This window comes from Bacillus sp. FJAT-22090, from assembly GCF_007676755.1.
In the GTDB taxonomy this organism is placed as follows: domain Bacteria; phylum Bacillota; class Bacilli; order Bacillales_A; family Planococcaceae; genus Psychrobacillus.
In genome coordinates, this window is record NZ_VEBK01000006.1 from 118,065 (window position 1) to 139,794 (window position 21,730).

Sequence of the window (21,730 nt, forward strand, 5' to 3'; positions counted from 1 at the left end):
CAATGATAAAGCTTAGCTTTTAAGAAAATATTGAAAAACTTCATTTCCGACAAAACGTCCACGGTGTGTAAGCTTGATAAAACCATTTGCAATAGTAACGAACTCTTTTTCTAAGAGCTCTTCAATTTCGTTTCCGTAGACCTCTTGTAAGGGCTGTCCATATCTTTGTTCGAAACGACTCAATGAGACACCTTCATTTTTCCGTAGACCTAAAAACATTTCTTCTTCCATTTTTTCGACTGGTGAAACTTCTTTTTGCATCATGATAGGTTTTTCATTTTGTTCGATTGTATCCATATATTTTTTTAATGGCCCGTGATTGGAGTACCGAACACTCTTTAAATACCCATGTGCTCCCGCTCCAAATCCAATATATTCATCATTGTTCCAATAGAGCAAATTATGTTTTGACTCTTTTCCATTATGCGAAAAATTGCTAATTTCGTATTGTGAATAACCATTTCGCATCATCTCATCCATCAAATAACTATACATTTCGGCTTCTAAGTCTTCTCCCGGCAATGAAAGTTTCCCTTTGGATAATAAATTGTAAAAAATAGTTTTTGGTTCGACTAACAAAGAATATGCCGAAATATGGGGAATTTTTAAGCGAAATGCTTCTTGGAGAGAGATTTTCCACTGTTCCATCGTTTGATTCGGCAATCCATACATAAGATCAATACTAATAGACGGAAAATCCGTTTGTTTTGCATATTCAATCACTTCATAAACATGTTCATTGGAATGTGTTCTTCCAAGCACTTTTAGCAATTCCTGGTCAAACGTCTGCACCCCCATACTTAATCGGTTTACACCATATTTACGCATAAGCTGCATCTTTTCAAGCGTTAATTCATCTGGATTTGCTTCCGATGTAAATTCAACAACATGCTTCATTGGTATATGTAGATGAATTAATGTAAATAAACGATCCAATTGCTCAACAGATAAAGAAGTCGGTGTTCCACCACCGATGAATACTGTTTCAATGGATGCTTCTTTTAAATCATTTGTCCATAAAGCCATTTCTTTACCGAGCGATTCAATATATTCATCTACTGGTTGATTATGAAAAAAGAATTTATTGAAATCACAGTAATTGCAGATTTGATGACAAAAAGGAATATGAATATATACACCTCGTACCATAATTATTCCTACTCTCTATATAGAAAAAAGGAGGCTATAATTCCATTGCCCCCTACCTTCTGTTTATTTATTCGGCTAGTCCATCTTCAGTAAAGATATGAAAGCTTTTAATGGGTAAGTCGTTCCTCATTGTAGTTTAACGGTTTTTAGTTTTACTTGCAAACCTTTATCATATGTATGTTTATAGTAGTTTAATTCAAATATTATTACTCTTTATGTATATGTATTGTTTGTAAAGAACAGCGTGCAGGCCGTTCATATCTTTTTCGACTAATGGTGCTATTTTAGTTTTAGTTCTTCCAATTAATTTTAGTACATCCCTTAAAACTAATTTTCAAACGAAGTAAAAGCACCTCCGAAGAGATGCTTCCTCCATTTGTTTAGATATATAAATATTAAAAGTTGTATTATGGAGCAATTAGACAAGGGGCTTTAGTGCACACTGGTGGCTTAGGGCTCGAACCACCACCATCACCTATTGGTACTGGTAATGAGAATGCAGCACCTGCACCGCTAGCAAAAGACAAACTTAGCAATAAAACAGCAAAAATAGATAACAATGATTTTTTCTTTTTCATAATCTAATTCCTCCATTTTCCGCATTTTTTGATATTTTCTAAGTACATAGAATAAATTCTTTGAAGAATGATTTTAAACGCAATTATGGCCTTTCTGGACAATTCCCTTTACTATCACATTTCGGCGGCGGCGGTGGTCCGTCACCTTCACTCACGTTCATGGCACTTGCTCCGCTAGCCGATGAGAAACTCAAAATCAATAAAATACCCAAGATTGAAAACATTGACTTTTTCTTTTTCAAAAATTATCCTCTCCATTTCCTAAATATTTTGTTATACACTGTTATATTCTTCACTATTTGCTAAAATCCTTTTACTTTTTTAAAAATTTTAAATTTTTCACAAATTATCTGTATAATATAGTAACAACCTATAGACAAACTCATCTTTTATACGGAAAAGTGTGAATTTGACTCGGCAAGGTCCTTCATTCACTTTCTGCTGTTCTGCCTCAGGACGTGGTTTTCTTAGTTTATCTTTCTCCTGCTAAATTTTTATAAAAATGAATAGTTTATACGAACTTTTTTAATATACTTTTGTCGTCAAGCTATAAATCTTTATCTAAAGTCTTCTCCATTTTCAATATAAAGGCATGCTCCATTTCAAGTATGAGTTTAGAATGTCCAAAGCTCCAAGTCCTAGTTGATAACAAGCATAATGTTAGCTTCAAAATGAAAGTAAAAAAAGACCCTCACTATTTGTGAGGATCTTACAAAATTATGAATGACATTAAATGATCTTGCCAGCATTTTTATATTCCGGTGGCAAGACGGTGGCAAACTGCTAATTTTAACTAAAATGAATAATTGAAAAAGTCGTTCCAACCATTGGTATTGTTTATTTATTCGGCTCGTCCATCTTCAGTACAGCCATGAATGCTTCCTGAGGAACTTCTACTGAGCCTACTTGTTTCATACGTTTTTTACCTTCTTTTTGCTTTTCAAGAAGTTTTCGCTTACGAGAAATATCTCCACCGTAACATTTTGCTAATACGTTTTTACCGATTGACTTAATCGTAGAACGAGCAACAATTTTTTGTCCAATTGCAGCTTGTACTGGTACTTCGAACTGTTGTCTAGGAATTAAGGCTTTTAACTTCTCTACAATTACTTTTCCACGCTCGTATGCAAAGTCTTTATGCACGATAAAACTTAAAGCATCGACTTTTTCGCTGTTGAGAAGAATATCCATTTTCACTAGTTTCGATTCTTTATATCCGATTAGTTCATAGTCAAAAGAAGCGTATCCTTTTGTACTAGATTTTAATGCATCAAAGAAGTCATACACTATTTCTGAAAGTGGAATTTCATAAATAATATTAACGCGAGCAGAAGATAAGTAATCCATCGTGATAAAGTTTCCACGTTTGCGCTGACATAGTTCCATAACCGAGCCAACGTAATCCTCTGGAACCATGATAGAAGCTTTTACATAAGGCTCTTCTATTTTGTCTACTTTTTGTATTTCTGGCATCATCGAAGGATTATCTACTTTGATCGTTTCACCACTTGTTAACTTCACGTCATAAATAACACTTGGCGCTGTAGTGATTAAATCAATTTTAAATTCACGTTCAATACGCTCTTGTATTATTTCCATATGAAGCAACCCTAAGAATCCACAACGATATCCAAATCCTAATGCTTGGGATGTTTCCGGTTCGAATTCTAATGCTGAGTCATTCAGCTCTAATTTCTCAAGCGCATCACGTAAATCGACATACTTAGAGTTATCGATTGGATATAATCCACAGAATACCATTGGATTCATTTTACGATAGCCTGGAAGGGCTTCGGCCGCCGGATTGGATGCTAATGTAATCGTATCCCCTACACTAGAATCTCCTACATGCTTCATGGATGCTGTTAAAAATCCTACGTCTCCAACTGTAAGTTCAGAACGCATAGTAGCTTTAGGTGTAAATACGCCTGTTTCCACTACTTCAAATTCTTTGCCAGAAGACATCATTCTAATTTTATCCCCAGGTTTCACTGTACCTTCAACGATTCGAATATAAACGATTACCCCTCGGTATGGGTCAAATAACGAGTCAAATATCAAAGCTTTAAGCGGTGCTGAAGGATCTCCTGTTGGCGCTGGGACTTTCTCTACGATTTGTTCTAAAATTTCCTCAATCCCTATTCCTGCTTTTGCGGAAGCGTGTACTGCTTCGGATGCATCGAGACCGATAACCTCTTCCACTTCTTTTTTTACACGTTCTGGGTCGGCAGCAGGTAGGTCTATTTTATTGATGACTGGCAAAATTTCCAAGTCATTATCCAATGCTAAATAAACATTAGCTAAAGTTTGAGCTTCAATTCCTTGAGCAGCGTCGACTACTAATATGGCCCCTTCACAAGCAGCTAAACTTCTAGAAACTTCATACGTAAAATCGACGTGACCTGGTGTGTCGATTAAATGGAAGATGTATTCCTCTCCATCTTGCGCTGTATATGTCAATTGAACAGCATTCAATTTAATTGTTATTCCGCGTTCTCGTTCTAGGTCCATCGAATCGAGTAATTGACTTTGCATTTCTCGAGATGTTACCGTCTGTGTTTTCTCTAATATGCGATCCGCAAGTGTTGACTTCCCGTGGTCAATGTGAGCGATAATCGAAAAGTTACGTATTTTTTTCTGTCGTGCTAGTCTCTCTTCATGATTCATACTTGTTCACTCCTAATTAAACTACTTGCATTATAACAGATAAAGATTTGTTTAAAAAATATTTCTATGTACACTCTAAATCATTTTATTTTATAAAAGTGGCTCTACGAAAAAATATATATTTGGCAACTTATTGTTTAATATAGGTTGTGAGCTAGGAAAGTTAATATTAATAATTTTTGCCAGAATTTAATCTTATCAAAATCCCGTACATAATACAATCTACCAATAGATTTTCCATACTAAAAAAGAGGTAAGCCATTTAAAATTTGCCTCACCTCTTTCTAGTATATTTATGATGGTAAATCTTCATTTAACATATTGGATAACGCTTTTGCTAAAATCGCAATTGATCGATTTATTTCTTGCTCGTTGTTATCTATACCACCAAGTTCTACATTAAGTAAATTTGGGGAAAGATCTTGATTGTATACACCATCTACTCCTTTACCTTCTTTAGGTAATATCCCTCGCGATATTCCGGGTACTAATTTATTTAATTGGTTTGAGAGATTTTGGGCAAGTTGCTCGTTCCATCTATAGTTTGGGTGCTCTCGGCCAATAACGAATATAAATTTAGCATAACTTTCTTCTCCACTTTTAAGCGTCGTCACATTTGCTTTTGCAGAATCTCTGTGAATATCTAAAATAATATCATATTTATTTTGTCCTATCGCATTTTGAACTAAAGGACGTATTGAATTATAGTCATCCATTTCTTTCTTATTGTAGTTTTCTAAAAAAGTAGCCTCTAATTGCTGAAAAGCAAACTGGAGATTAATTTGTTCTTGGAAAGTAGTAATATTACTAATTGGATGATAAATTGCGATTTTTTCACCTTTGGCCGCGAGTATAGGCTGAAAAGCTTCTTGTGAATGAGTAAAATAAACAAATGCTTTTTTTGGCTCTATTATTTCTTGAACGACTGGTTGTTTATCCAATTGGGCCGCGTACACTACTGGTATGTCTTCTTTTTTCTTTTCTTCCTGTTCCGTTTGACCAGTTAATAGAGGCGTTTGGATAGTAGCAATAATAATAGGGGCTAAAAATAAGAGTATTAAAATGCTTGTTAAGTTCTTCAGGGATTTAGACATGGATTCCACTCTCCTCACACAATCGTATGTGGGAAAGTGGAATTTTAGAACGACATCATCTACTCGTTATCCATGTTTCTAAGCTGTTAGATAATAAATGCGCATATTGTTCTACCCATGCATCCGTTTCTTTTGGTGTTACAAATAGAGATGGATTTTTTCCTACAAAAACCTCTTCAAATAATTTTCTTTTTTCATCTGTTGGCCAAGTGACCCATTCTCCAAAGATTGGTTGTAACACTTTTTTGTCAATTGTTGGTTTTTTACTAGAAACCATCGGAGTGACGGCTAATGCTGAGGACGGACTTCCCTTCTCTTCTATCTTTGATGCAATATAGTGAATAACTTGTTCCATTGCATCTGCATATAAAACTGGGCCGTCCACAACCATTGGTATCCCAACTGCAGTAACAGGAACGCCGTATACTTCCTCAGAAACTTCTTTACGTTGATTTCCAACTCCTGATCCAGGATGTATACCCGTGTTGGTAAGTTGAATTGTTTTGCAAAGTCGTTCACTATTTCTAGCAGCAAGCGCATCTAAAACAATGATTAAATCGGGCTTAAATGTATTACTTATTGCTTCTATAAAGTCGCTAGTTTCTAAACCAGTTTGACCTGTTACACCAGGGGCATACATAACGACCTTTATATGTTCTTCTGAAGTCAACGCGGAGTTTTGTAATATCTCAATAGCTTTAGGACCTATTGCATCTGGTGTGATCAATGCATTACCAAGTCCAATTATTAGGATTTTGGATGACTTCGTTAATTTAATATCTTTATGCATTTCTTTTAACTTATCGATGAATATTCTTTCCAAGTGTTGAAAGCTTTGATCATCATCTGGACTAACAGTTAAGTCCGTTAATGTAATATATTTTCCTTTCTTCTTTCCTAGTTCCTTTTCTCCGTTTTCGTCTACTTCAATAGAGGTTACTAGTACTGCCCCTTCCCTACTTTCATCAAATTTAATACCCTCTGATTTTTTTAATGTATTCTTATCTTCTTTTGAACGATGTCTAACCATTTCATCCGATTCATCTAATAAATCCGTTCTTCCCCACATATAATTCACCTCCAAATTAGTTTGGACGATGTGTCAAGTAAATATTCTTGCATTTATATATTGCAATTTGTTTTTTCGTTTGTTAAAATAATGCTTGTTGTATTAGACAGTTTCAACAAAGAAAAGTATCATCTCGAGACTATTTTAGGAGGTGAAAGATATGCCAAATATTAAATCTGCAATTAAACGTGTTAAGAAAAATGCAACTTTAAACGCTCAAAACGCAACTGCTAAATCAGCTATGCGTACTGCTGTGAAAAAAGCGGACACTGCTGCACTTAACAACGACGAAAACGCAAAAGAACTTATTAAATCTGCTATCCAACAATTGGAGAAAGCGGCTTCTAAAGGTTTAATTCATAAAAACGCAGCTACTCGTAAGAAAGCTCAATTAATGAAAAAAGCGTAATAATAAAAGACTGCCCGAATCTAATCGGTCAGTCTTTATTTATTTTATCAAGTAGTTTGTATTGATTTATTTCATCAAGAAAAGTTCTAATATTCGATCTCGATTAATATTTAAAGTTTTTAACTGCAAATCTACTGTTGCTAAATTGTTTAAAGTTTGAAGTAATTTTTGCTCATTATGCAACATCGGATTATCAAATAACAATTTCACCCGATAAGGATGAACTTTTAGTTGATTGGCGATTTGTTGTGCATGATAGCCTTTTTTCTTTAAATGCCCTACCTGTACCATTAATCTTACTTGGGTTGCGATTAATGCATTTAATTTTAATGGATCTTCTTTGCGTTTTAAAAGGTCATGGTAAATTTCGATTGCTTCGCTTTTATTTCCCGCAAGATAAGCGCTTCCTAAAGTAAAAACATCTTGTTCTAGTGTACGAACAAGTAGTTTCCTTACAGTCTCCGTATCAATTTCTTCTTTCTCACCTACGTACGTTGCTATTTTTAAGAGTTCTGTTTGTAAATGAACTAAATCGGTGCCACCAAATTCGATGAAACGATCAATTGTCTCTTCTGACATTGTTTTGCCATGAGTAGAAAGTTCATGTAAAACCCAGCTTTTTAAATCATGGGCTTGCAAACTGGTTGCTTCAATCACATTTGCAGTTTGTTTCATTGCTTTTGTTATTTTCTTTCGCTCATCCAATTTTTCATATGGTGCAATAAAAACAGTAACAGCGGTAGGCGAAGGACTTTGCAGCCACTGTTCTAAACTAGCTGTATCATGCAACACTTTTTCTTTTCCTTTTTCAGTCGCTTTTAAAAAAAATGCATTCTTTGCAATAACAAGCTTTTTTTCAGTGAAAAAAGGAAATGTATCCGCTTCATACATTACTTCATCCACATTTTTTTCTTCCAAATCGAAGCTTATTACTTCTACTTCCCCGTTTTCGTTTAATTGTCTTTTGAGTCTTTTTAATGTTTCTTCGATAAAATACGCTTCTGTTCCATATAATAAATATACATCTGATAAATTATTATTTGCTATTTGCATCCATTTTTCTGAAATCATCATAGATCTCCTTGCTACTTTAAGTCTGATTATAGTATAACGTAAAATTAGTGTATAATTTGTGACATTATTGAAGTATATGAAAAAGCAAAGATTCCGTGTAGATTTTTTATAGGGTATCCTATATAATTAGGTTGAAGTAGGAGGGGTAATTATGAATGAATTTGAACAAAATGTACAGTCTAAGCGTAATGACGCAATCGACTCAGGTGTAGGTTTTGGTGTCTCCTTTGGATTTTTTACAATTATGTTCGCTATTGCAGTAATTATTGAGTTTGTTGCTCGATAATAACGGATAAGGGTTTTGTCTAAATTGGACAAAACCCTTTTCTCTGTTTACGGAGCTGTAACAAGCATTTCCCCATTTTTCGTCCATTCGACTTCAATAGTACCATCTTTACCAGTCTGTAAAAAAGGAATGTGAAGGGAATTTAAGCGTCCGACCACATCCGAATGCGGGTGTCCGAATCTATTTCCAAATCCAGCACTAATGATAGAAATCGTAGGATTTGTCATTTCTAAAAAACTCTGTTCACTCGAAGTTTTACTACCGTGATGTCCAATTTTTAGTAGTGTAATATCCTTTAGGGAGCTCGGATACCTCTTTACCAATTCCAATTCTCCTTCTTTTTCCAGGTCTCCAATAAATAATCCATGAAAATATTTATTTCGCATTGACAGGACTAGTGAATCATTATTTCCCTCATAAGTTGTATCCATCGGAGATAAATAGTCAAACTGAAAATAATCGGATTCTATTCTATCGCCACCTCCTTTTTCCAATATAGGAATCTGTTGTTTCTTTGCTTCTTCTATTAGATCACGCATTACATTTTTTTCAAAAGAGCCTGGGGAGATATGGATTTCTTGGACTCGCACTTCACGAAGTATTTCCTCTGCTCCTTCCATATGATCCGCATCTGCATGGGTAATAATGAGCATATCAATTTTTGTAATTCCTTTTCCTTTTAAAAATGGTACGACAACTTGTCTGCCAATTTCATATGGTTCATTCGCAGCTTTCCATGCATCCTGTTCAAAGCGTAATACCCCTCCTGTATCAATCATCATTACCTCACTTCTATAAGGCATTTCAATTAAAATACAATCTCCTTGTCCCACATTAAGGAATGTTATTTTTGTCGAGGTCTCTAAATAAGGGTTGATATGAATCATTCCAACAGTCAAAAAAAGAAGACTGCTACTAAAAATAAGTCCTCTTTTCCGTTCCAACGAAATGAAAAATACAAAGACTGCTATATAAGCTATAATTACCAGTTGGAGTGATGGCTGCATAGGGTTCCAAACCTGATAAGGCAATTCTCCTAAGTAAAATATAAAATCACTTAATAATTTGCGAATTGGTTCATACAATCGAAAGAAAAAATTGCTTGTAGGGGCAGAAATATACGTGATTATTAAAAACAATAGATTAATAGGTAAAATGATAAAAGAAAACAAAGGGACGAACACTAAATTTGCGAGGAAAGAAGAAATGGATATTTCATAAAACTGATAGATTAAAATAGGATAAACTATGAGCTGACAAACAGCTGTAATAATAAAAGATTGGAAAATATAAGACTGATTGTTTTTTAAAATTACACTTGAGTATATAAGAGAAAATGCGGCTAAATAGGACAATTGAAAACCTATTTGATAAATTATCCACGGCGTAAACAGGACAAATCCAATAATGCTTACTGAAAATGCATCATCTATTGCAATCTTTTTCTTGATTAACAAACTGATTAGTACAATTTCCGTAACAGAAACAGCTCTCCAAACAGATGGGGCCCCTCCTGCTATAAAAGCGTAGAGAGGAAGAGAGAATAGTAATAACCAATTGGCCGTTTCTCTACGAATTCCTATTCTTATAAGAATCTCATAAAAGAGCAACACAACTAAAGCAACATGGAGCCCTGAGATGGCAAACAAATGAGTAATTCCTAATGTTCGATAGGCGTCTTGCAGGTCTGATGGCATTTGCTCTCTACTTCCGATTAATAATGCCTCTGCCTCTGATTGCAAAGAAAGCGGAAAAGTGTTTTGAATATGCTGTTTCATTTTGAAGCGCTTTTCCGCCATAAATGTAAAGAAGTTTGCTTGTTTCTCAGTTATCCTATAATTGTCTACTTCTAGTTGACCGACAGCACCATTACTTTTTATATATAGATCCATATTAAAGGCATATTGATGTGATGTAGGTCTTTTTTCCACATGCTTGGCTTCCACTTGAAATACCATGCCAGCAAGTGGGGTATTCAAAAAAAAGCGTTTTTCTTGTTCAGTGTTGATTTTCAATTGAACATACCATTTTTCATGTTCTCCTGACATAGCAAAACCTCGTATATACTGTCCATTAATTCGATAGATATCTGTCCAAGTTATTTCCTTTACACGATTTTCACTTACTTGCTGAGGTACAACAGTTTGTATATAGAAATAAGAAAAAATCCCAAAGACAACAAAACCAGCAATAAATAGTACATGCTTTTGTTTGTATATTAACCAAGCACAAAGAATCACAATTAAAAACAGCAGCCTTACCGATTCATAAGCACTAATTGCAGCGATTACAACAGATAGGGCTATATATATAAGATTTCCTTTAAATACTATACTCCAAATAACTCTGCCACCTTCGTTTCATAAGGTGCCAATTCTTCACTGCTTGCTCCCTTCTCCCGTAACTTTGTCATAAGCTCCACGTAAAGGGCAAGCTTTTCATCGCCTAAAAAGTCAATTTTCCGCTCGTCAAACGGAACTTGAATAATTTCTACACCCGATTGTTTGAGCAATTCGATTGCATATTCGTTGTTTTTATAATCCTCCGCGTAATAGAGTCTTTTAATTCCTGCTTGAATAATGGATTTTGTGCATGGTAAACAAGGAAAATGGGTCACATATAAATCTGCACCGCTTACTGATACACCATATTTAGCACATTGCAGCAATGCGTTCATCTCCGCGTGGATTGTTCGAACACAATGATTATCCACGACATAACAGCCGTGATCAATACAATGATCGCCACCTGAAATAGAGCCATTATATCCCCCTGCCATGATCCGTCGATCACGAACAATCGTTGCACCAACTGCTAATCGAGTGCATGTACTTCTTAATGCAAGTAAATGGCTTTGCGCCATGAAAAATTGGTCCCATGTAATTCGCTCCATATAACTACCTCCAAAATATATTCTTCTTATAGTGTAGTAGTTTGTTACATGAACAGTCAATATAGTCCCTTTTCACTTAACGTCGATAAGAGATTCTAATTTTTCAAATGTCTTTTGTCCAATACCAGTAACTTTCATTAAGTCTCTTTTTTCTTTAAACACAGCAGTATCTTCTCGGTAAGCTATAATAGCTTCTGCTTTTGCCTGACCAATTCCAGGTAAAGTCGTTAGAAGGGACACATCTGCCTTATTAATATTAACTAAATTAGAACTTGTCCCGTTCGAAGTTGCAACATCTTTTGTTTCTTCTATTGCTTCGCCTTCTTCCGGGACATAAATGACCATTTCATCTTCTATTTTTTGAGCATGGTTGATACCTTTACTATCGCTCATAGTCAAATACCCCCCTGCAAGTTCAATCGCTTTTAAAACGCGATCACCTTGGGAAAGTTCATATACTCCAGGCTTCTGGACAGCGCCTTTTACCTCTACAAATATAGCTATGTCCTCTACGTATTCAGTTGTTTCTTCTTGCTCTAAAAAGGGATCATTAAATGGGATAGGTTGTATACTATCAGCTGTGGGGGGTGCTGATTTGAATTGTGATTGTATGACGAAAAATAATAGTAGCATGATGACTGTTGTTGGGAGCAACAGCTTTTTCTTGTATTTCTGAATGAATGAACGAAACAGAAATATCATCCTCTCGTAATAAGAGGTAAATTATATGGAGTTATAAAAACTATACTAAATTTACCTCTCTTTGGAAAGGACTATTTTACTGCATGTATAAAATAACGCTCGATTTCTGCCTCTTCCTGTTCTTCAAAAACTGATGTAGAGAAAGTAATGGAAGAAAATCCAATTTGTTTTAATAGCGCAGTGTATGACTCTAATGGATATGTTCGTTGGTAATGAGTCTCCTCAAAACGCTCATAATAACCTGATTCATCTCGCACAAAAAACGTAATATCATGATAGATAGAATGGTCTTCTTCTCCTGACTCAGTATGCCATATATACGCAACATCCTCATCTTCATAGGTAAAGGGACCGTTTGGATAAATAACATCCATTTTATAAAGGGAATGAACATCAAAAAATAACTGTCCACCCGGAGTTAATACATCAAAAATTCGCTTAAAGGTTTGTTTCACTTCATCGAATGTTTCTAAATAGTTTAACGAATCAATTGCGATGACTGCTACATCCACTTTATCGATACCATCTATTTCCGCCATAGACTGGCAAATAAAAGAAATGGATGTACCTTCCTCCACACTGCGGTTTTGAGCAATTGTCAGCATGGATTCGGATAAATCAATACCAAATACTTCATAACCCGCCTTCGCAAATTGCACGCTCAAAACTCCAGTACCGCACCCGATATCAACTAGTCGTTGCCCAGCAGATACCGGTGCAAATGTTTGCACCCATTCTGCATACTTATCATAAGCTATATCGGACATGAGTGAATCATATATATTAGCAAATCGATCGTACATGGTCATTATGCATCTTGCCCTACTTCGATCATTGGTGCATCTCCCCATAGACGCTCTAAGTTATAATAAGCTCGCTCGTCTTTGTGGAATACATGTGCCACAACATCACCCATATCAACTAATATCCATCTAGCCTCATCGAAACCTTCTAAACGTTTCACATGGTAACCTGCAATCGTTGCTTGCTCTTCTAACTCCTTTGCAATCGCCTGTACTTGACGATCTGAGTTCGCATGGCAAATTAAAAAGTAATCTGCTAGCAAAGATACCCCTTGCATATTCAATACAACGATATCCTCCGCACGTTTATCGTCTGCTGCTTTAAAAGCAATTTCTACTAATGATTTTGTAGTGGTCATTCGTTCACTTTTCCTCTCTTTTGTATCAAATCATTGTAACAATGAAATGAATCCGGAAATACCGGTTGTTTTTTTTCTATTAAAAATGTCACACTATGCTGGATACAGCTTAACATTGCATCCTCTAAGTCCTTTTCCGCTTTTTCTCTTAGTAAGTCTACTCCTGGAAAATTACGGCTAGGTTCTATCATATCGGAGATATAAATAATTTTTTCAAGTGGTGACATTCCTGCTCGACCTGTCGTATGGTATTTGATAGCTTGCAAAATATCTTCATCCTCAATTTGGAACTCAGTTTTTGCTACGTAACTACCGACCGGTGCGTGCCATAGTTCATGATGGAAATCTAATAAAGTAGGATCCATTTTTTCGGAAAGTATAATGTTTCTTAACCATTCTTTCCCTGCATATTTCACACTATCATGCAAAATACCCGCTATTTCTGCTTTCTCAGTATCTTCACCATATTTTTTTGCTAAATGAATCGCCGTCATCGCTACACCCCTTGTATGGATATAGCGTTTTTCTGGCATCCTGCTTTTCATCTGGTCCAATAACTGCTCAAATTTCATACAACTTCTCCTTTTGGATGAAATCCTTCACCTTATCAGGAATTAGAAACTTGGTCGTTTCACCATTCCCCACTCGCTTTCGTAAAAGTGTGGAAGATAATTCAATTTGGGGGATCTCCAATATACTAATAGGATATGCAGTTTCAATCGTCGTATTTGGTCTAGGTACTCCTACAAGTTTTACTTTTCGAACTAGCTCATCAATACGATGCCATTTCGGTAAATACTCCACTTGGTCACCGCCGATGATGAAGTAAAATGTAACATCTGGCTCTCGCTGCCGTAATATCTCCAACGTATCAAATGTATAAGAAGTACCGCCACGCTCTAGTTCAATTGTTTCCACTGACATATTAGGAACTCCTTCAATTGCAAGGTTTACCATCATTAGTCGTTGTTCTGCTGTTATACGCTCGTCCATTTGTTTATGTGGAGGGGTTGCATTTGGCATTAATCTCACTTCATCAAGCGCTAATGCATGTAATGCTTCATTTGCAATGATTAAATGACCAACATGCGGCGGATTAAAAGTCCCACCTAAAATCCCTACTTTTTTTCTCATGCACGACTCGCTTTAGGAAGCTCAATTCGTTTATTATTCTTTGATGCTTTATACAATACAACCGTTAAACCGATCAATTGTACTAATTGCGCAGAAGTTCCTTTTGCTAGTGCTTCAGCCACTTCATGCTTCTCTTCTTCACAATTTTGTAAAATGCTTATTTTTATTAATTCACGAACTTCCAGAGCTTCGCCAATTTGTTTAATCATTGCATCGTTGACTCCACCTTTACCTACCTGGAAAATTGGCGATAAATGATGCGCCTGACTGCGTAAAAATCTTTTTTGTTTACCTGTTAACATAATTTCCTCCTAATTGCTCGGTTAAACGCTCCACCATTCTGTCCGTATTAGGCATTATGCCGTTCCAATAAGAAAAGGCAATTGCCCCTTGGTGTACGAGCATTCCTAGTCCATTTATCGTGCGGACCTCGTATTTTTTTGCTTCCTCTAGAAAAGGGGTAACTAAAGGATTATATACAATATCAGCAACAATTGCATGGTTTTTTATATGATTTAGCTGAATTGGCAATATTGCTGTATTATTTTTCATTCCTTGCGGAGTGGTTTGAATGATAATGTCGAACTTACCTAGACCTGCTTCTGCTTCTTGTAGCGTTATTGCTTCCCCATATTGTAATTCTTCCACAAGTTTTTCGGCATTTGCATACGTACGATTTGCTATTGTTATATTAGTAAAGCCTAATTGTTTAAATGCATGTACGATTCCTCTTGCTGCGCCACCTGCTCCCAGCAAAAGAATTCGATTTTCTATATGAAGCGGTCCGAGTGATTGAATAAAGCCCAAGCCATCTGTATTATAACCAACAAATCGACCTTCCTTCGTTTTCACCACTGTATTAACCGCACCAATACCTGTTGCAGATTGATCGATTTCATCTAAAAAAGGGATAATTGCCTCTTTATAAGGGACAGTCACATTCCAACCACTGCAACCCAACAGTTTAAGTGCATTTACTGCTTCTGCGAGCTTCCCTTCTTCAACTTGGATAGGAATATAGGTTGCGTCCATATTATGTTCTTGAAGCCAACTGTCATGCATAAATGGAGAAACAGAATGTCCAATTGGATTTCCTATTACAGCAAACCATTTTTTCATCCGAAAACCTCCTAAATAAGGGACGGACGAATGGATACTTCCACACCAGCTGGTGCATGCGCAGCAACAATCACTCCACCATGCTGGACAGTTATCCATCCCAATCCCGAGAACACAATATCTGTTTTAGGATCATTAATTTTAAATTCATGACGTACTAAAGGTGGCAATAAATCAACAAACTCCTCTGATGGAGGGGAAAGCAGCTTGCCTTTATGTTCTTTATATAAACTATCCGCATTCTCTAGCTTCGTACGGTGAATCGGAATGTCATTTGCTATATGGCAAGTAAAAGCAGAGCGATCCCCTTTGATAAAGTCGAAACGGGATAACCCACCTAAAAATAATGTTTGTTCACTATTCAACTGGAACACTTTTGGCTTAATTTCTTTTTTAGGCGTGATAAATTTGAGCTCAGTTGGATCTAGATAATGTGCCATTTGATGATGATTTATAATACCTGGTGTGTCATACAATGCTTTTTTATCGTCTAATGGAATTTCAATCATATCAAGCGTCGTTCCAGGAAAATGGGAGGTTGTAATTACTGCATCCTCTCCAGTTGCTTGTTTAATGATGCGATTGATAAACGTTGATTTACCAACATTTGTACATCCAACGACATATACATTTTCTCCATTACGATAATGTTCAATCGCTTCCATCGCCTCAGGCATGCCTGTCCCTTTATGTGCGCTTACAAACAATACATCGATCGGAGCCAAACCTAATTTTTTTGCCTCTTGCTTCATCCAGTTGATCACTTTGTTTTTCTTCACTGACTTAGGGAGTAAATCTGCTTTATTCGCAATCAATAAAATAGGATTATTTCCTACAAAACGATGTAATCCTGGAAGCCAGCTACCATTAAAATCAAAAATATCGACAATTTTAACGATCAATCCCTTTTGCTTTCCTAAGCCATTTAATATACGTAAAAAATCATCATCCGTTAAAGAAACTGGCTGTAACTCATTATAATTTTTCAAACGAAAACATCGTTGGCAAATAATATCTTCTTTTTCTAACGAAGAAACTGGAGCGTATCCTGGTTCTCCTACTTTTTCGGTTTGAATGATTGTTCCACAACCGATACATTTTGGTGCTTCTGTCACACTTCTTCCTCCCAAGTAACTTGACCTTTTTTATCAAGATAATTAAATATTCTTCGTTCAACCATACGGTTAAATTTAGTAACAAATCCATCTGATTTTGCAACCGGAATAACTAAAATCGTATGAAGCTTTTGTCGGTTTCCACCGAATACATCCGTTAGAAGCTGGTCTCCAATAACTACAACTTCTTCCCGCTTTATAGCCATTTTATTTAGGGCTTGCTTAAAAGCTTTACCTAATGGTTTTCTAGCCCGAGAAATAAATGGGATTTCAAGTGGATCTGCGAATGATTTAACTCGCAGTTCGTTGTTGTTTGAAACAATTGTCACTTGGATTCCAGCTGCTTTCATGCTAGTAAACCATTCGATTAATTTTGGTGTTGCATTGGGACGGTCCCACTCTACTAATGTATTGTCTAAATCTGTAATAATAGCTTTTACACCTTTTTCTTTTAACATTTCAGGTGTTATGTGAAAGATGCTTCTCACAAATTCACTTGGTATAAAATATGAATACAAAGACGAACACTCCAATTCGGCGCTTTTTCTTTTACGATTATAGCATATTTGCCACAATCTCACCCATTCGAACAAATTTCCCGGATTTCACATCGGCGGAAAACGCAATACTATTTTCTTCAAATAGCATAACTACCGTAGATCCAAATGAGAAATAACCAACTTCTTCTCCTTTTTTCCATACTTTAGAAGTATTGGTTAGCTCAATCGAATTGACAAACATTGCCCCAACTTTAATATGAAAACAATGCTTATCATTGGGCATTTGAATTTCTGTTAACAAGCGATAATTACCACTAATTGCTTGTTTACCATATTGAAGACCCCATTTATTAACCGGATATGATTTTTTTCCAAGAATATACTGCTGAATAACCTTACCATCAACCGGTGCATGTATACGGTGATACTCGGCTGGGCTTAAATATAATACTATATACTTTCCATTTTCAAATTGACTAAAAGTTGTTGATGAGCCAAGTAAATTACTCAATGTATACGATTTATTTTTCACAGAAAAGGTTCCATTTTGTGTTATGTTACCAAAGGTTTCGATTGTGGCATCTACTGGGCTAACAATACTTGAAGCCGCATCATGTATTGGTCTACTTTCTTTTGTCACTTCTCGTATGAAAAAATCATGCAAAGTTGAAAATTCATCTATAGGTCGAGAAACATCTTGTAAAGTTATATTAAAATATTTAATATAAGAAGGTATCATTGTTTTACTAATCTTTGATTGTGAAAAAGTTTGCATAATGAAGGATGTCCATTTACCATTCGTTAATTCAATCATCGATTGATATAATTTTTCTCTCATTTCTATCTCCCCGTGAACAATGGCTTACAATTTTTACTTAATCGAAGTATAATGAACAAAATAGTTTGTTTGTAAAGGAGTGACTTACATTGTACTTACAAAGTATTATGTCAAATACAATAAAAAAATTGAGATCACATGCAGCAAATATGATCACTATTGGAAATCTTGCTTTTGGTGGCGCGGCCATTATGGCTACGATGAACGACTCTTACACATTTAGTGTATTATTTATATTTGTTGCAGGTTTACTAGACAGATTCGACGGTATGGTTGCAAGAAAGTTCCATGTTGAGTCGGAACTTGGAAAACAGTTAGACTCAATGAGTGATATTATTTCCTTTGGTGTCGCTCCAGCATTGTTAATGTATTCTCTTATTTTACATGAGTATAGCCTTATTGGAATGGCATTTACTGTGATTTATATCGCATGTGGTGCATTCAGGCTCGCTAGATTTAATATTTCAGAATCCAATGGTTTTTTTACGGGACTTCCCATAACGGTCGCAGGAGTTATTTTAACGTTATCTTATTTTGCGATTGAGTTTATACCCTCTGTTTCGTATATGTTTTTAACTATAATTCTAGCCTTGTTAATGATAAGTACATTTACTTTAAGAAAAGTATAAAAGGAAGAGTTTGAAAGCGGCTGCTTATTGCAGTCGTTTTTTTCATATTCCTGCGTTTTTCGACATATACTTAGCTTATAACTAGATGGAGGTGAATAGTATTTCTGGTCTTTTGACTGCATTAATAAGTGTTGTCTCAGATCTTCCTCTTGTTCTCGGTTACTTAAAAGGGCAGGCATTTCATCAACCATTTACCCCCGAAGAAGAAAAAGTGATGATTGATCGTTTTTTAGACGGGGATTTATCCGCAAGGGATGAGCTCATTGAACGTAATATGCGCCTTGTAGCCCATGTCGTAAAAAAATTTCATCCAAAACACGAACTTTTAGATGATTATATTTCCATCGGGACGATTGGATTGATGAAAGCTGTTAATAGTTATACACCTACAAAAAAAACAAAACTAGCAACATATGCAGCTAGATGTATAGAAAATGAAATCCTTATGTATTTACGTTCATTGAAAAAAGTACAAAAAGACGTTTCCTTGCATGAGCCAATCGGAATGGACAAAGATGGTCATTCCTTAGAAATAACTGATTTACTACAAAACATGGATAAAAGTACCGACGAGCAACTTGTCGATGAGGAAGATACAAACAGATTGTATACACACTTATCTCATTTAGAAAAACGAGAGTTAGAAATTGTTATTCGAAGATACGGTTTACTGGGGCATGAACCAATGACCCAAAAGGAAATCTCCAAGCAATTGAAAATATCGAGGAGTTATGTCTCACGAATTGAAAAACGTGCACTTGTAAAATTATACCAGTCTTATATTCATGAAAAAAACTCTTTTGATGTATCAAACACCAAAAGAGCTTAGAAGAACTTAATCTTCGCTTGTCTCTGCTATCATGATAAATGATAAAACTGCAGTAATTAAAATTGCCATTCCCATAATGAAAATCATTTAAATCTCCCCCTCTACTATAGTAGAAATACTGGTACCCTCATCATAGCATACAATTGAAAAATTATTAATAAGAAAAGTGAAAGGAACTCAGTTATTATGTCCATTACAATGATTTTTAGAACCCATGCTCAACACTTTTCCAATAAGTAAAAAATGGAACGGGCATCTTTTGCTTGTTCAACAATTAACTGACACAATTTTTAAAAATGATAAGTAGTATAGAGATAATGCACGTAAGGAATTGGTCGCTTGGATTTTCGCAGAAGGGCGGTCGCGTTCCACGGGGTGAGCGCTGAGCCTTCACCGTCCGCTTAGGCGGACGCTTGTGAAGTCTCATCTGCCTCACTTAATCCCGTTGGAGTCGCCGCCCTTCTGCTCCAATCCATTAAATAAATTTCTAGCTAATTTGACTCCATGTTTTACACACCAACTTAAGGAATAAATGTAAACACTAAATTCCACTAAGCGGATTAGCAAGGCATAGCACGCTTTGAACAAGACATAGTCAATTTAGTAAGTAGATAGCTCGTTTTATCCCTAGTAATGGTGCAAATCTTTGTCGTCTCCCTACAAGTGACTTTCCACATGAAAAGTAGTTACGTTAAACAGTCGCTTGGTTGCTTTCTACTGCAACTTGGTTATCATTGGCAATTTACTAGCGGCAAATAGGACATTACTTCATTTTTTTGTGTCAGAGTAAGTAAGCCGTTTCTCATTGATTTTCGTAGTAGGCGGCGACTCCTGCCGGATGAGTGGGCAAATGAGACATTCCAACGAACGCGCAAGCGGCGGGAATGGCTCATCGCTCACCCGGCGGAAAGCGACCGACTGCTGCGAAAATCATAGCGGTTACTTTACGACGCATTATCTTTAAAAAGTAAATGAACTTAGGTATAGTTTAATTAAAGCTTTTCAATTACATGTAAGACAATTTCAGTTGAGTGCTTCGCTGCAACGGGTAAGAATTCATCAAAACTGATAGAAGATTCTTTACCTGCTATATCTGATAAGGCACGAATTACGACAAAAGGTACTTCGAATTGATGACAAACTTGAGCTACAGCTGCTGCTTCCATTTCACAGGCTTTCATTTGTGGGAAATTTGCACGAACTGCTTCTACTTTTTCCGGATTATGCATAAAAATATCACCCGTTGCAATTAACCCGGTTGCCGCTTGGTGTTCGCCAATTTCTTGTACTGCTTCTTCTGCAAGTTTCATCAAATATTCGTCCGATTTAAAAGCGGCCGGAAGCTGAGGAACTTGTCCAATTTCATAACCAAATGCGGTCACATCTACATCATGATGTCTTACTTCATCTGAAATAACGATTGCCCCCACTTCTAAGGTTGGGTCATATCCACCAGCGGAACCTGTATTAATCACATAATCTGGTTTAAATTCGTTTAATAAAATAGATGTAGTCATTGCGGCATTTACTTTGCCGATTCCACTCTTTAAAAGAATTACCTCATGATTTTTATATGATCCTACAGTGAATTCACTGTTTGCGATTATTTTTGTTTCTGCATTTCCTATTTCCTGACGTAATAATTCTACTTCTTGCTCCATTGCACCAATAACTGCGATTTTCATATGATGTTACCCCTCTCTAAAAGCACTTCTTTTAAAATAAGACAAAGACGCCCTTTAAGTCAAGAGGCGTCTTCTAGTGATGCTAACTTTTCTTTTTTCGTTGGCTTCCATCCTTGACCATCTATCCACTCTAAAGAGATACGATAAATTTCTTTTCCGTCTTTAGAAGTTACCGTTCCAATAGACTTTTGAGGACTTCCACCATTACCTAAAAACTTCACATACATATTATTAGGATCTAATCCAGAAGCATACGATAAAGCTTTCACCTTTTCTGCCCAGTCTACAGATGAACTATCATAGCTTGAAACATGTTCACCCGTTTGTGTTGTTCCTATTGGTTCCCACTCAGAATCCTCTTCTACCGTTCCGATGTTGGAATCGTTAGATTGCTCTGTTGTTCCGGAATCAGATTCATCATTTTCCTCGACTGAATTGGTATTCTGATTTTCATTCTCGGTAGATGAAGAAGTGTTTGTCTCATTTTGATTAGTTGATTCATTTGAATCTTCTTTCTCTATTTCACCGACTTCTTCTACAGTGTCATCTTGTTTTTCGGCAGTATCTGATACAGTTTGTTCCACTGCAGATTCTTTTGGTTCATCACCTGTAACTATTTTGACAACTACTACAATGATTAATAAAAGTACTATTCCTATTAGCACATTCAAAATTGTATTTGTTTTTTTCTTTCGAGTTTGTCTCATATTCATCCGACGATTATTTTCAGGCATACAATTCCTCCTCCATTACTTAGAGAATATATGATAATAAGACGTTTATAAAGCATATTTAGTT

24 protein-coding genes are annotated in these 21,730 nt (G+C 36.0%); 4 read left to right on the top strand and 20 right to left on the bottom strand.

Features of this window, described 5'->3' with window-relative positions; all coding sequences use genetic code 11:
- Positions 1–12: 12 nt before the first annotated feature.
- The 5 genes from hemW to gpr form a co-directional block, all read right to left on the bottom strand.
- On the bottom strand, positions 13–1,149 hold the full coding sequence (gene hemW / locus FS486_RS09740; RefSeq protein WP_144511141.1) for a radical SAM family heme chaperone HemW: 1,137 nt from the start codon (positions 1,147–1,149) through the stop codon (positions 13–15).
- A gap of 407 nt (positions 1,150–1,556) precedes the next feature.
- Entirely contained in the window at positions 1,557–1,727 is a 171-nt protein-coding gene (locus tag FS486_RS20125; RefSeq protein WP_186321411.1) for a hypothetical protein, read from the bottom strand.
- Between the two features lie 837 nt (positions 1,728–2,564).
- Entirely contained in the window at positions 2,565–4,394 is a 1,830-nt protein-coding gene (gene lepA / locus FS486_RS09745; RefSeq protein ID WP_144511142.1) for a translation elongation factor 4, read from the bottom strand.
- A 293-nt stretch (positions 4,395–4,687) separates the two neighbouring features.
- Positions 4,688–5,488, bottom strand: a complete 801-nt coding sequence (gene spoIIP / locus FS486_RS09750) for a stage II sporulation protein P (RefSeq protein ID WP_144511143.1) — start codon at positions 5,486–5,488, stop codon at positions 4,688–4,690.
- A gap of 55 nt (positions 5,489–5,543) precedes the next feature.
- A complete protein-coding gene (gene gpr / locus FS486_RS09755) occupies positions 5,544–6,557 on the bottom strand; it encodes a GPR endopeptidase (RefSeq protein ID WP_144511144.1) in 1,014 nt (337 codons plus the stop codon).
- 160 nt (positions 6,558–6,717) lie between these two features.
- Between gpr and rpsT the strand changes: the two genes are divergently transcribed.
- Positions 6,718–6,966, top strand: coding sequence for a 30S ribosomal protein S20 (gene rpsT, locus FS486_RS09760; RefSeq protein ID WP_144511145.1), 249 nt, complete (start codon positions 6,718–6,720; stop codon positions 6,964–6,966).
- A gap of 66 nt (positions 6,967–7,032) precedes the next feature.
- Here the strand turns inward: rpsT and holA are convergent, their stop codons facing one another.
- Entirely contained in the window at positions 7,033–8,037 is a 1,005-nt protein-coding gene (gene holA / locus FS486_RS09765) for a DNA polymerase III subunit delta (protein ID WP_144511146.1), read from the bottom strand.
- A 154-nt stretch (positions 8,038–8,191) separates the two neighbouring features.
- Between holA and FS486_RS09770 the strand changes: the two genes are divergently transcribed.
- Positions 8,192–8,326 carry a YqzM family protein gene (locus FS486_RS09770; protein WP_144511147.1) on the top strand — a complete coding sequence of 45 codons (135 nt, stop codon included), beginning with the start codon at positions 8,192–8,194 and terminating at the stop codon, positions 8,324–8,326.
- Between the two features lie 47 nt (positions 8,327–8,373).
- On the opposite strand, the gene FS486_RS09775 is transcribed toward FS486_RS09770, so the two are convergent.
- From FS486_RS09775 to FS486_RS09830, 12 genes are all read right to left on the bottom strand, one after another.
- The gene (locus FS486_RS09775; protein WP_395940845.1) at positions 8,374–10,566 is read right to left on the bottom strand and encodes a DNA internalization-related competence protein ComEC/Rec2; all 2,193 of its coding nucleotides are present in this window, start codon (positions 10,564–10,566) and stop codon (positions 8,374–8,376) included.
- Between the two features lie 89 nt (positions 10,567–10,655).
- Positions 10,656–11,219: a ComE operon protein 2 gene (locus tag FS486_RS09780; RefSeq protein ID WP_144511148.1), complete on the bottom strand. Its 564-nt coding sequence runs from the start codon at positions 11,217–11,219 to the stop codon at positions 10,656–10,658.
- A 72-nt stretch (positions 11,220–11,291) separates the two neighbouring features.
- On the bottom strand, positions 11,292–11,921 hold the full coding sequence (locus FS486_RS09785; protein WP_260858073.1) for a helix-hairpin-helix domain-containing protein: 630 nt from the start codon (positions 11,919–11,921) through the stop codon (positions 11,292–11,294).
- Between the two features lie 71 nt (positions 11,922–11,992).
- Complete coding sequence (locus FS486_RS09790) at positions 11,993–12,730, bottom strand: class I SAM-dependent DNA methyltransferase (protein WP_144511149.1); 738 nt, start codon at positions 12,728–12,730, stop codon at positions 11,993–11,995.
- The gene (gene rsfS / locus FS486_RS09795) at positions 12,730–13,083 is read right to left on the bottom strand and encodes a ribosome silencing factor (RefSeq protein ID WP_144511150.1); all 354 of its coding nucleotides are present in this window, start codon (positions 13,081–13,083) and stop codon (positions 12,730–12,732) included. The genes FS486_RS09790 and rsfS overlap by 1 nt, the downstream gene beginning before the upstream one ends.
- Positions 13,080–13,655, bottom strand: a complete 576-nt coding sequence (gene yqeK, locus FS486_RS09800; protein ID WP_144511151.1) for a bis(5'-nucleosyl)-tetraphosphatase (symmetrical) YqeK — start codon at positions 13,653–13,655, stop codon at positions 13,080–13,082. The genes rsfS and yqeK overlap by 4 nt, the downstream gene beginning before the upstream one ends.
- Positions 13,645–14,217 (bottom strand): nicotinate-nucleotide adenylyltransferase, encoded by a 573-nt coding sequence (locus FS486_RS09805; protein WP_144511152.1) that lies wholly within the window; start codon positions 14,215–14,217, stop codon positions 13,645–13,647. Before FS486_RS09805 ends, yqeK begins: the two co-directional genes overlap by 11 nt.
- The gene (gene yhbY / locus FS486_RS09810) at positions 14,214–14,519 is read right to left on the bottom strand and encodes a ribosome assembly RNA-binding protein YhbY (RefSeq protein ID WP_144511153.1); all 306 of its coding nucleotides are present in this window, start codon (positions 14,517–14,519) and stop codon (positions 14,214–14,216) included. Before yhbY ends, FS486_RS09805 begins: the two co-directional genes overlap by 4 nt.
- The gene (aroE, locus tag FS486_RS09815; RefSeq protein ID WP_144511154.1) at positions 14,506–15,336 is read right to left on the bottom strand and encodes a shikimate dehydrogenase; all 831 of its coding nucleotides are present in this window, start codon (positions 15,334–15,336) and stop codon (positions 14,506–14,508) included. The genes yhbY and aroE overlap by 14 nt, the downstream gene beginning before the upstream one ends.
- Positions 15,337–15,347: 11 nt before the next feature.
- Complete coding sequence (yqeH, locus tag FS486_RS09820) at positions 15,348–16,451, bottom strand: ribosome biogenesis GTPase YqeH (protein WP_144511155.1); 1,104 nt, start codon at positions 16,449–16,451, stop codon at positions 15,348–15,350.
- Positions 16,448–16,969, bottom strand: coding sequence for a YqeG family HAD IIIA-type phosphatase (locus FS486_RS09825; protein WP_144511156.1), 522 nt, complete (start codon positions 16,967–16,969; stop codon positions 16,448–16,450). Before FS486_RS09825 ends, yqeH begins: the two co-directional genes overlap by 4 nt.
- A gap of 37 nt (positions 16,970–17,006) precedes the next feature.
- Entirely contained in the window at positions 17,007–17,789 is a 783-nt protein-coding gene (locus FS486_RS09830) for a phosphatidylserine decarboxylase (RefSeq protein ID WP_144511157.1), read from the bottom strand.
- A 107-nt stretch (positions 17,790–17,896) separates the two neighbouring features.
- Here FS486_RS09830 and pssA point away from each other — a divergent pair, with 107 nt between their 5' ends.
- The gene (gene pssA / locus FS486_RS09835) at positions 17,897–18,418 is read left to right on the top strand and encodes a CDP-diacylglycerol--serine O-phosphatidyltransferase (protein ID WP_144511217.1); all 522 of its coding nucleotides are present in this window, start codon (positions 17,897–17,899) and stop codon (positions 18,416–18,418) included.
- Positions 18,419–18,518: 100 nt separating this feature from the next.
- Complete coding sequence (gene sigK, locus FS486_RS09840) at positions 18,519–19,247, top strand: RNA polymerase sporulation sigma factor SigK (protein ID WP_144511218.1); 729 nt, start codon at positions 18,519–18,521, stop codon at positions 19,245–19,247.
- A 992-nt stretch (positions 19,248–20,239) separates the two neighbouring features.
- Here the strand turns inward: sigK and mtnN are convergent.
- Positions 20,240–20,932 (bottom strand): 5'-methylthioadenosine/S-adenosylhomocysteine nucleosidase, encoded by a 693-nt coding sequence (mtnN, locus tag FS486_RS09845; RefSeq protein WP_144511158.1) that lies wholly within the window; start codon positions 20,930–20,932, stop codon positions 20,240–20,242.
- Between the two features lie 59 nt (positions 20,933–20,991).
- Positions 20,992–21,666, bottom strand: a complete 675-nt coding sequence (locus FS486_RS09850; protein ID WP_144511159.1) for a YrrS family protein — start codon at positions 21,664–21,666, stop codon at positions 20,992–20,994.
- Positions 21,667–21,730 lie beyond the last annotated feature (64 nt).

Excerpts from the sequence above, each read along its gene's own strand:
- hemW (WP_144511141.1), bottom strand. The coding sequence starts at position 1,149 with ATGGTACGAGGTGTATATATTCATATTCCTTTTTGTCATCAAATCTGC.
- FS486_RS20125 (WP_186321411.1), bottom strand. The coding sequence starts at position 1,727 with ATGAAAAAGAAAAAATCATTGTTATCTATTTTTGCTGTTTTATTGCTA.
- lepA (WP_144511142.1), bottom strand. The coding sequence starts at position 4,394 with ATGAATCATGAAGAGAGACTAGCACGACAGAAAAAAATACGTAACTTT.
- spoIIP (WP_144511143.1), bottom strand. The coding sequence starts at position 5,488 with ATGTCTAAATCCCTGAAGAACTTAACAAGCATTTTAATACTCTTATTT.
- gpr (WP_144511144.1), bottom strand. The coding sequence starts at position 6,557 with ATGTGGGGAAGAACGGATTTATTAGATGAATCGGATGAAATGGTTAGA.
- rpsT (WP_144511145.1), top strand. The coding sequence starts at position 6,718 with ATGCCAAATATTAAATCTGCAATTAAACGTGTTAAGAAAAATGCAACT.
- holA (WP_144511146.1), bottom strand. The coding sequence starts at position 8,037 with ATGATTTCAGAAAAATGGATGCAAATAGCAAATAATAATTTATCAGAT.
- FS486_RS09770 (WP_144511147.1), top strand. The coding sequence starts at position 8,192 with ATGAATGAATTTGAACAAAATGTACAGTCTAAGCGTAATGACGCAATC.
- FS486_RS09780 (WP_144511148.1), bottom strand. The coding sequence starts at position 11,219 with ATGGAGCGAATTACATGGGACCAATTTTTCATGGCGCAAAGCCATTTA.
- FS486_RS09785 (WP_260858073.1), bottom strand. The coding sequence starts at position 11,921 with ATGATATTTCTGTTTCGTTCATTCATTCAGAAATACAAGAAAAAGCTG.
- FS486_RS09790 (WP_144511149.1), bottom strand. The coding sequence starts at position 12,730 with ATGACCATGTACGATCGATTTGCTAATATATATGATTCACTCATGTCC.
- rsfS (WP_144511150.1), bottom strand. The coding sequence starts at position 13,083 with ATGACCACTACAAAATCATTAGTAGAAATTGCTTTTAAAGCAGCAGAC.
- yqeK (WP_144511151.1), bottom strand. The coding sequence starts at position 13,655 with ATGAAATTTGAGCAGTTATTGGACCAGATGAAAAGCAGGATGCCAGAA.
- FS486_RS09805 (WP_144511152.1), bottom strand. The coding sequence starts at position 14,217 with ATGAGAAAAAAAGTAGGGATTTTAGGTGGGACTTTTAATCCGCCGCAT.
- yhbY (WP_144511153.1), bottom strand. The coding sequence starts at position 14,519 with ATGTTAACAGGTAAACAAAAAAGATTTTTACGCAGTCAGGCGCATCAT.
- aroE (WP_144511154.1), bottom strand. The coding sequence starts at position 15,336 with ATGAAAAAATGGTTTGCTGTAATAGGAAATCCAATTGGACATTCTGTT.
- FS486_RS09830 (WP_144511157.1), bottom strand. The coding sequence starts at position 17,789 with ATGAGAGAAAAATTATATCAATCGATGATTGAATTAACGAATGGTAAA.
- pssA (WP_144511217.1), top strand. The coding sequence starts at position 17,897 with ATGTCAAATACAATAAAAAAATTGAGATCACATGCAGCAAATATGATC.
- mtnN (WP_144511158.1), bottom strand. The coding sequence starts at position 20,932 with ATGAAAATCGCAGTTATTGGTGCAATGGAGCAAGAAGTAGAATTATTA.
- FS486_RS09850 (WP_144511159.1), bottom strand. The coding sequence starts at position 21,666 with ATGCCTGAAAATAATCGTCGGATGAATATGAGACAAACTCGAAAGAAA.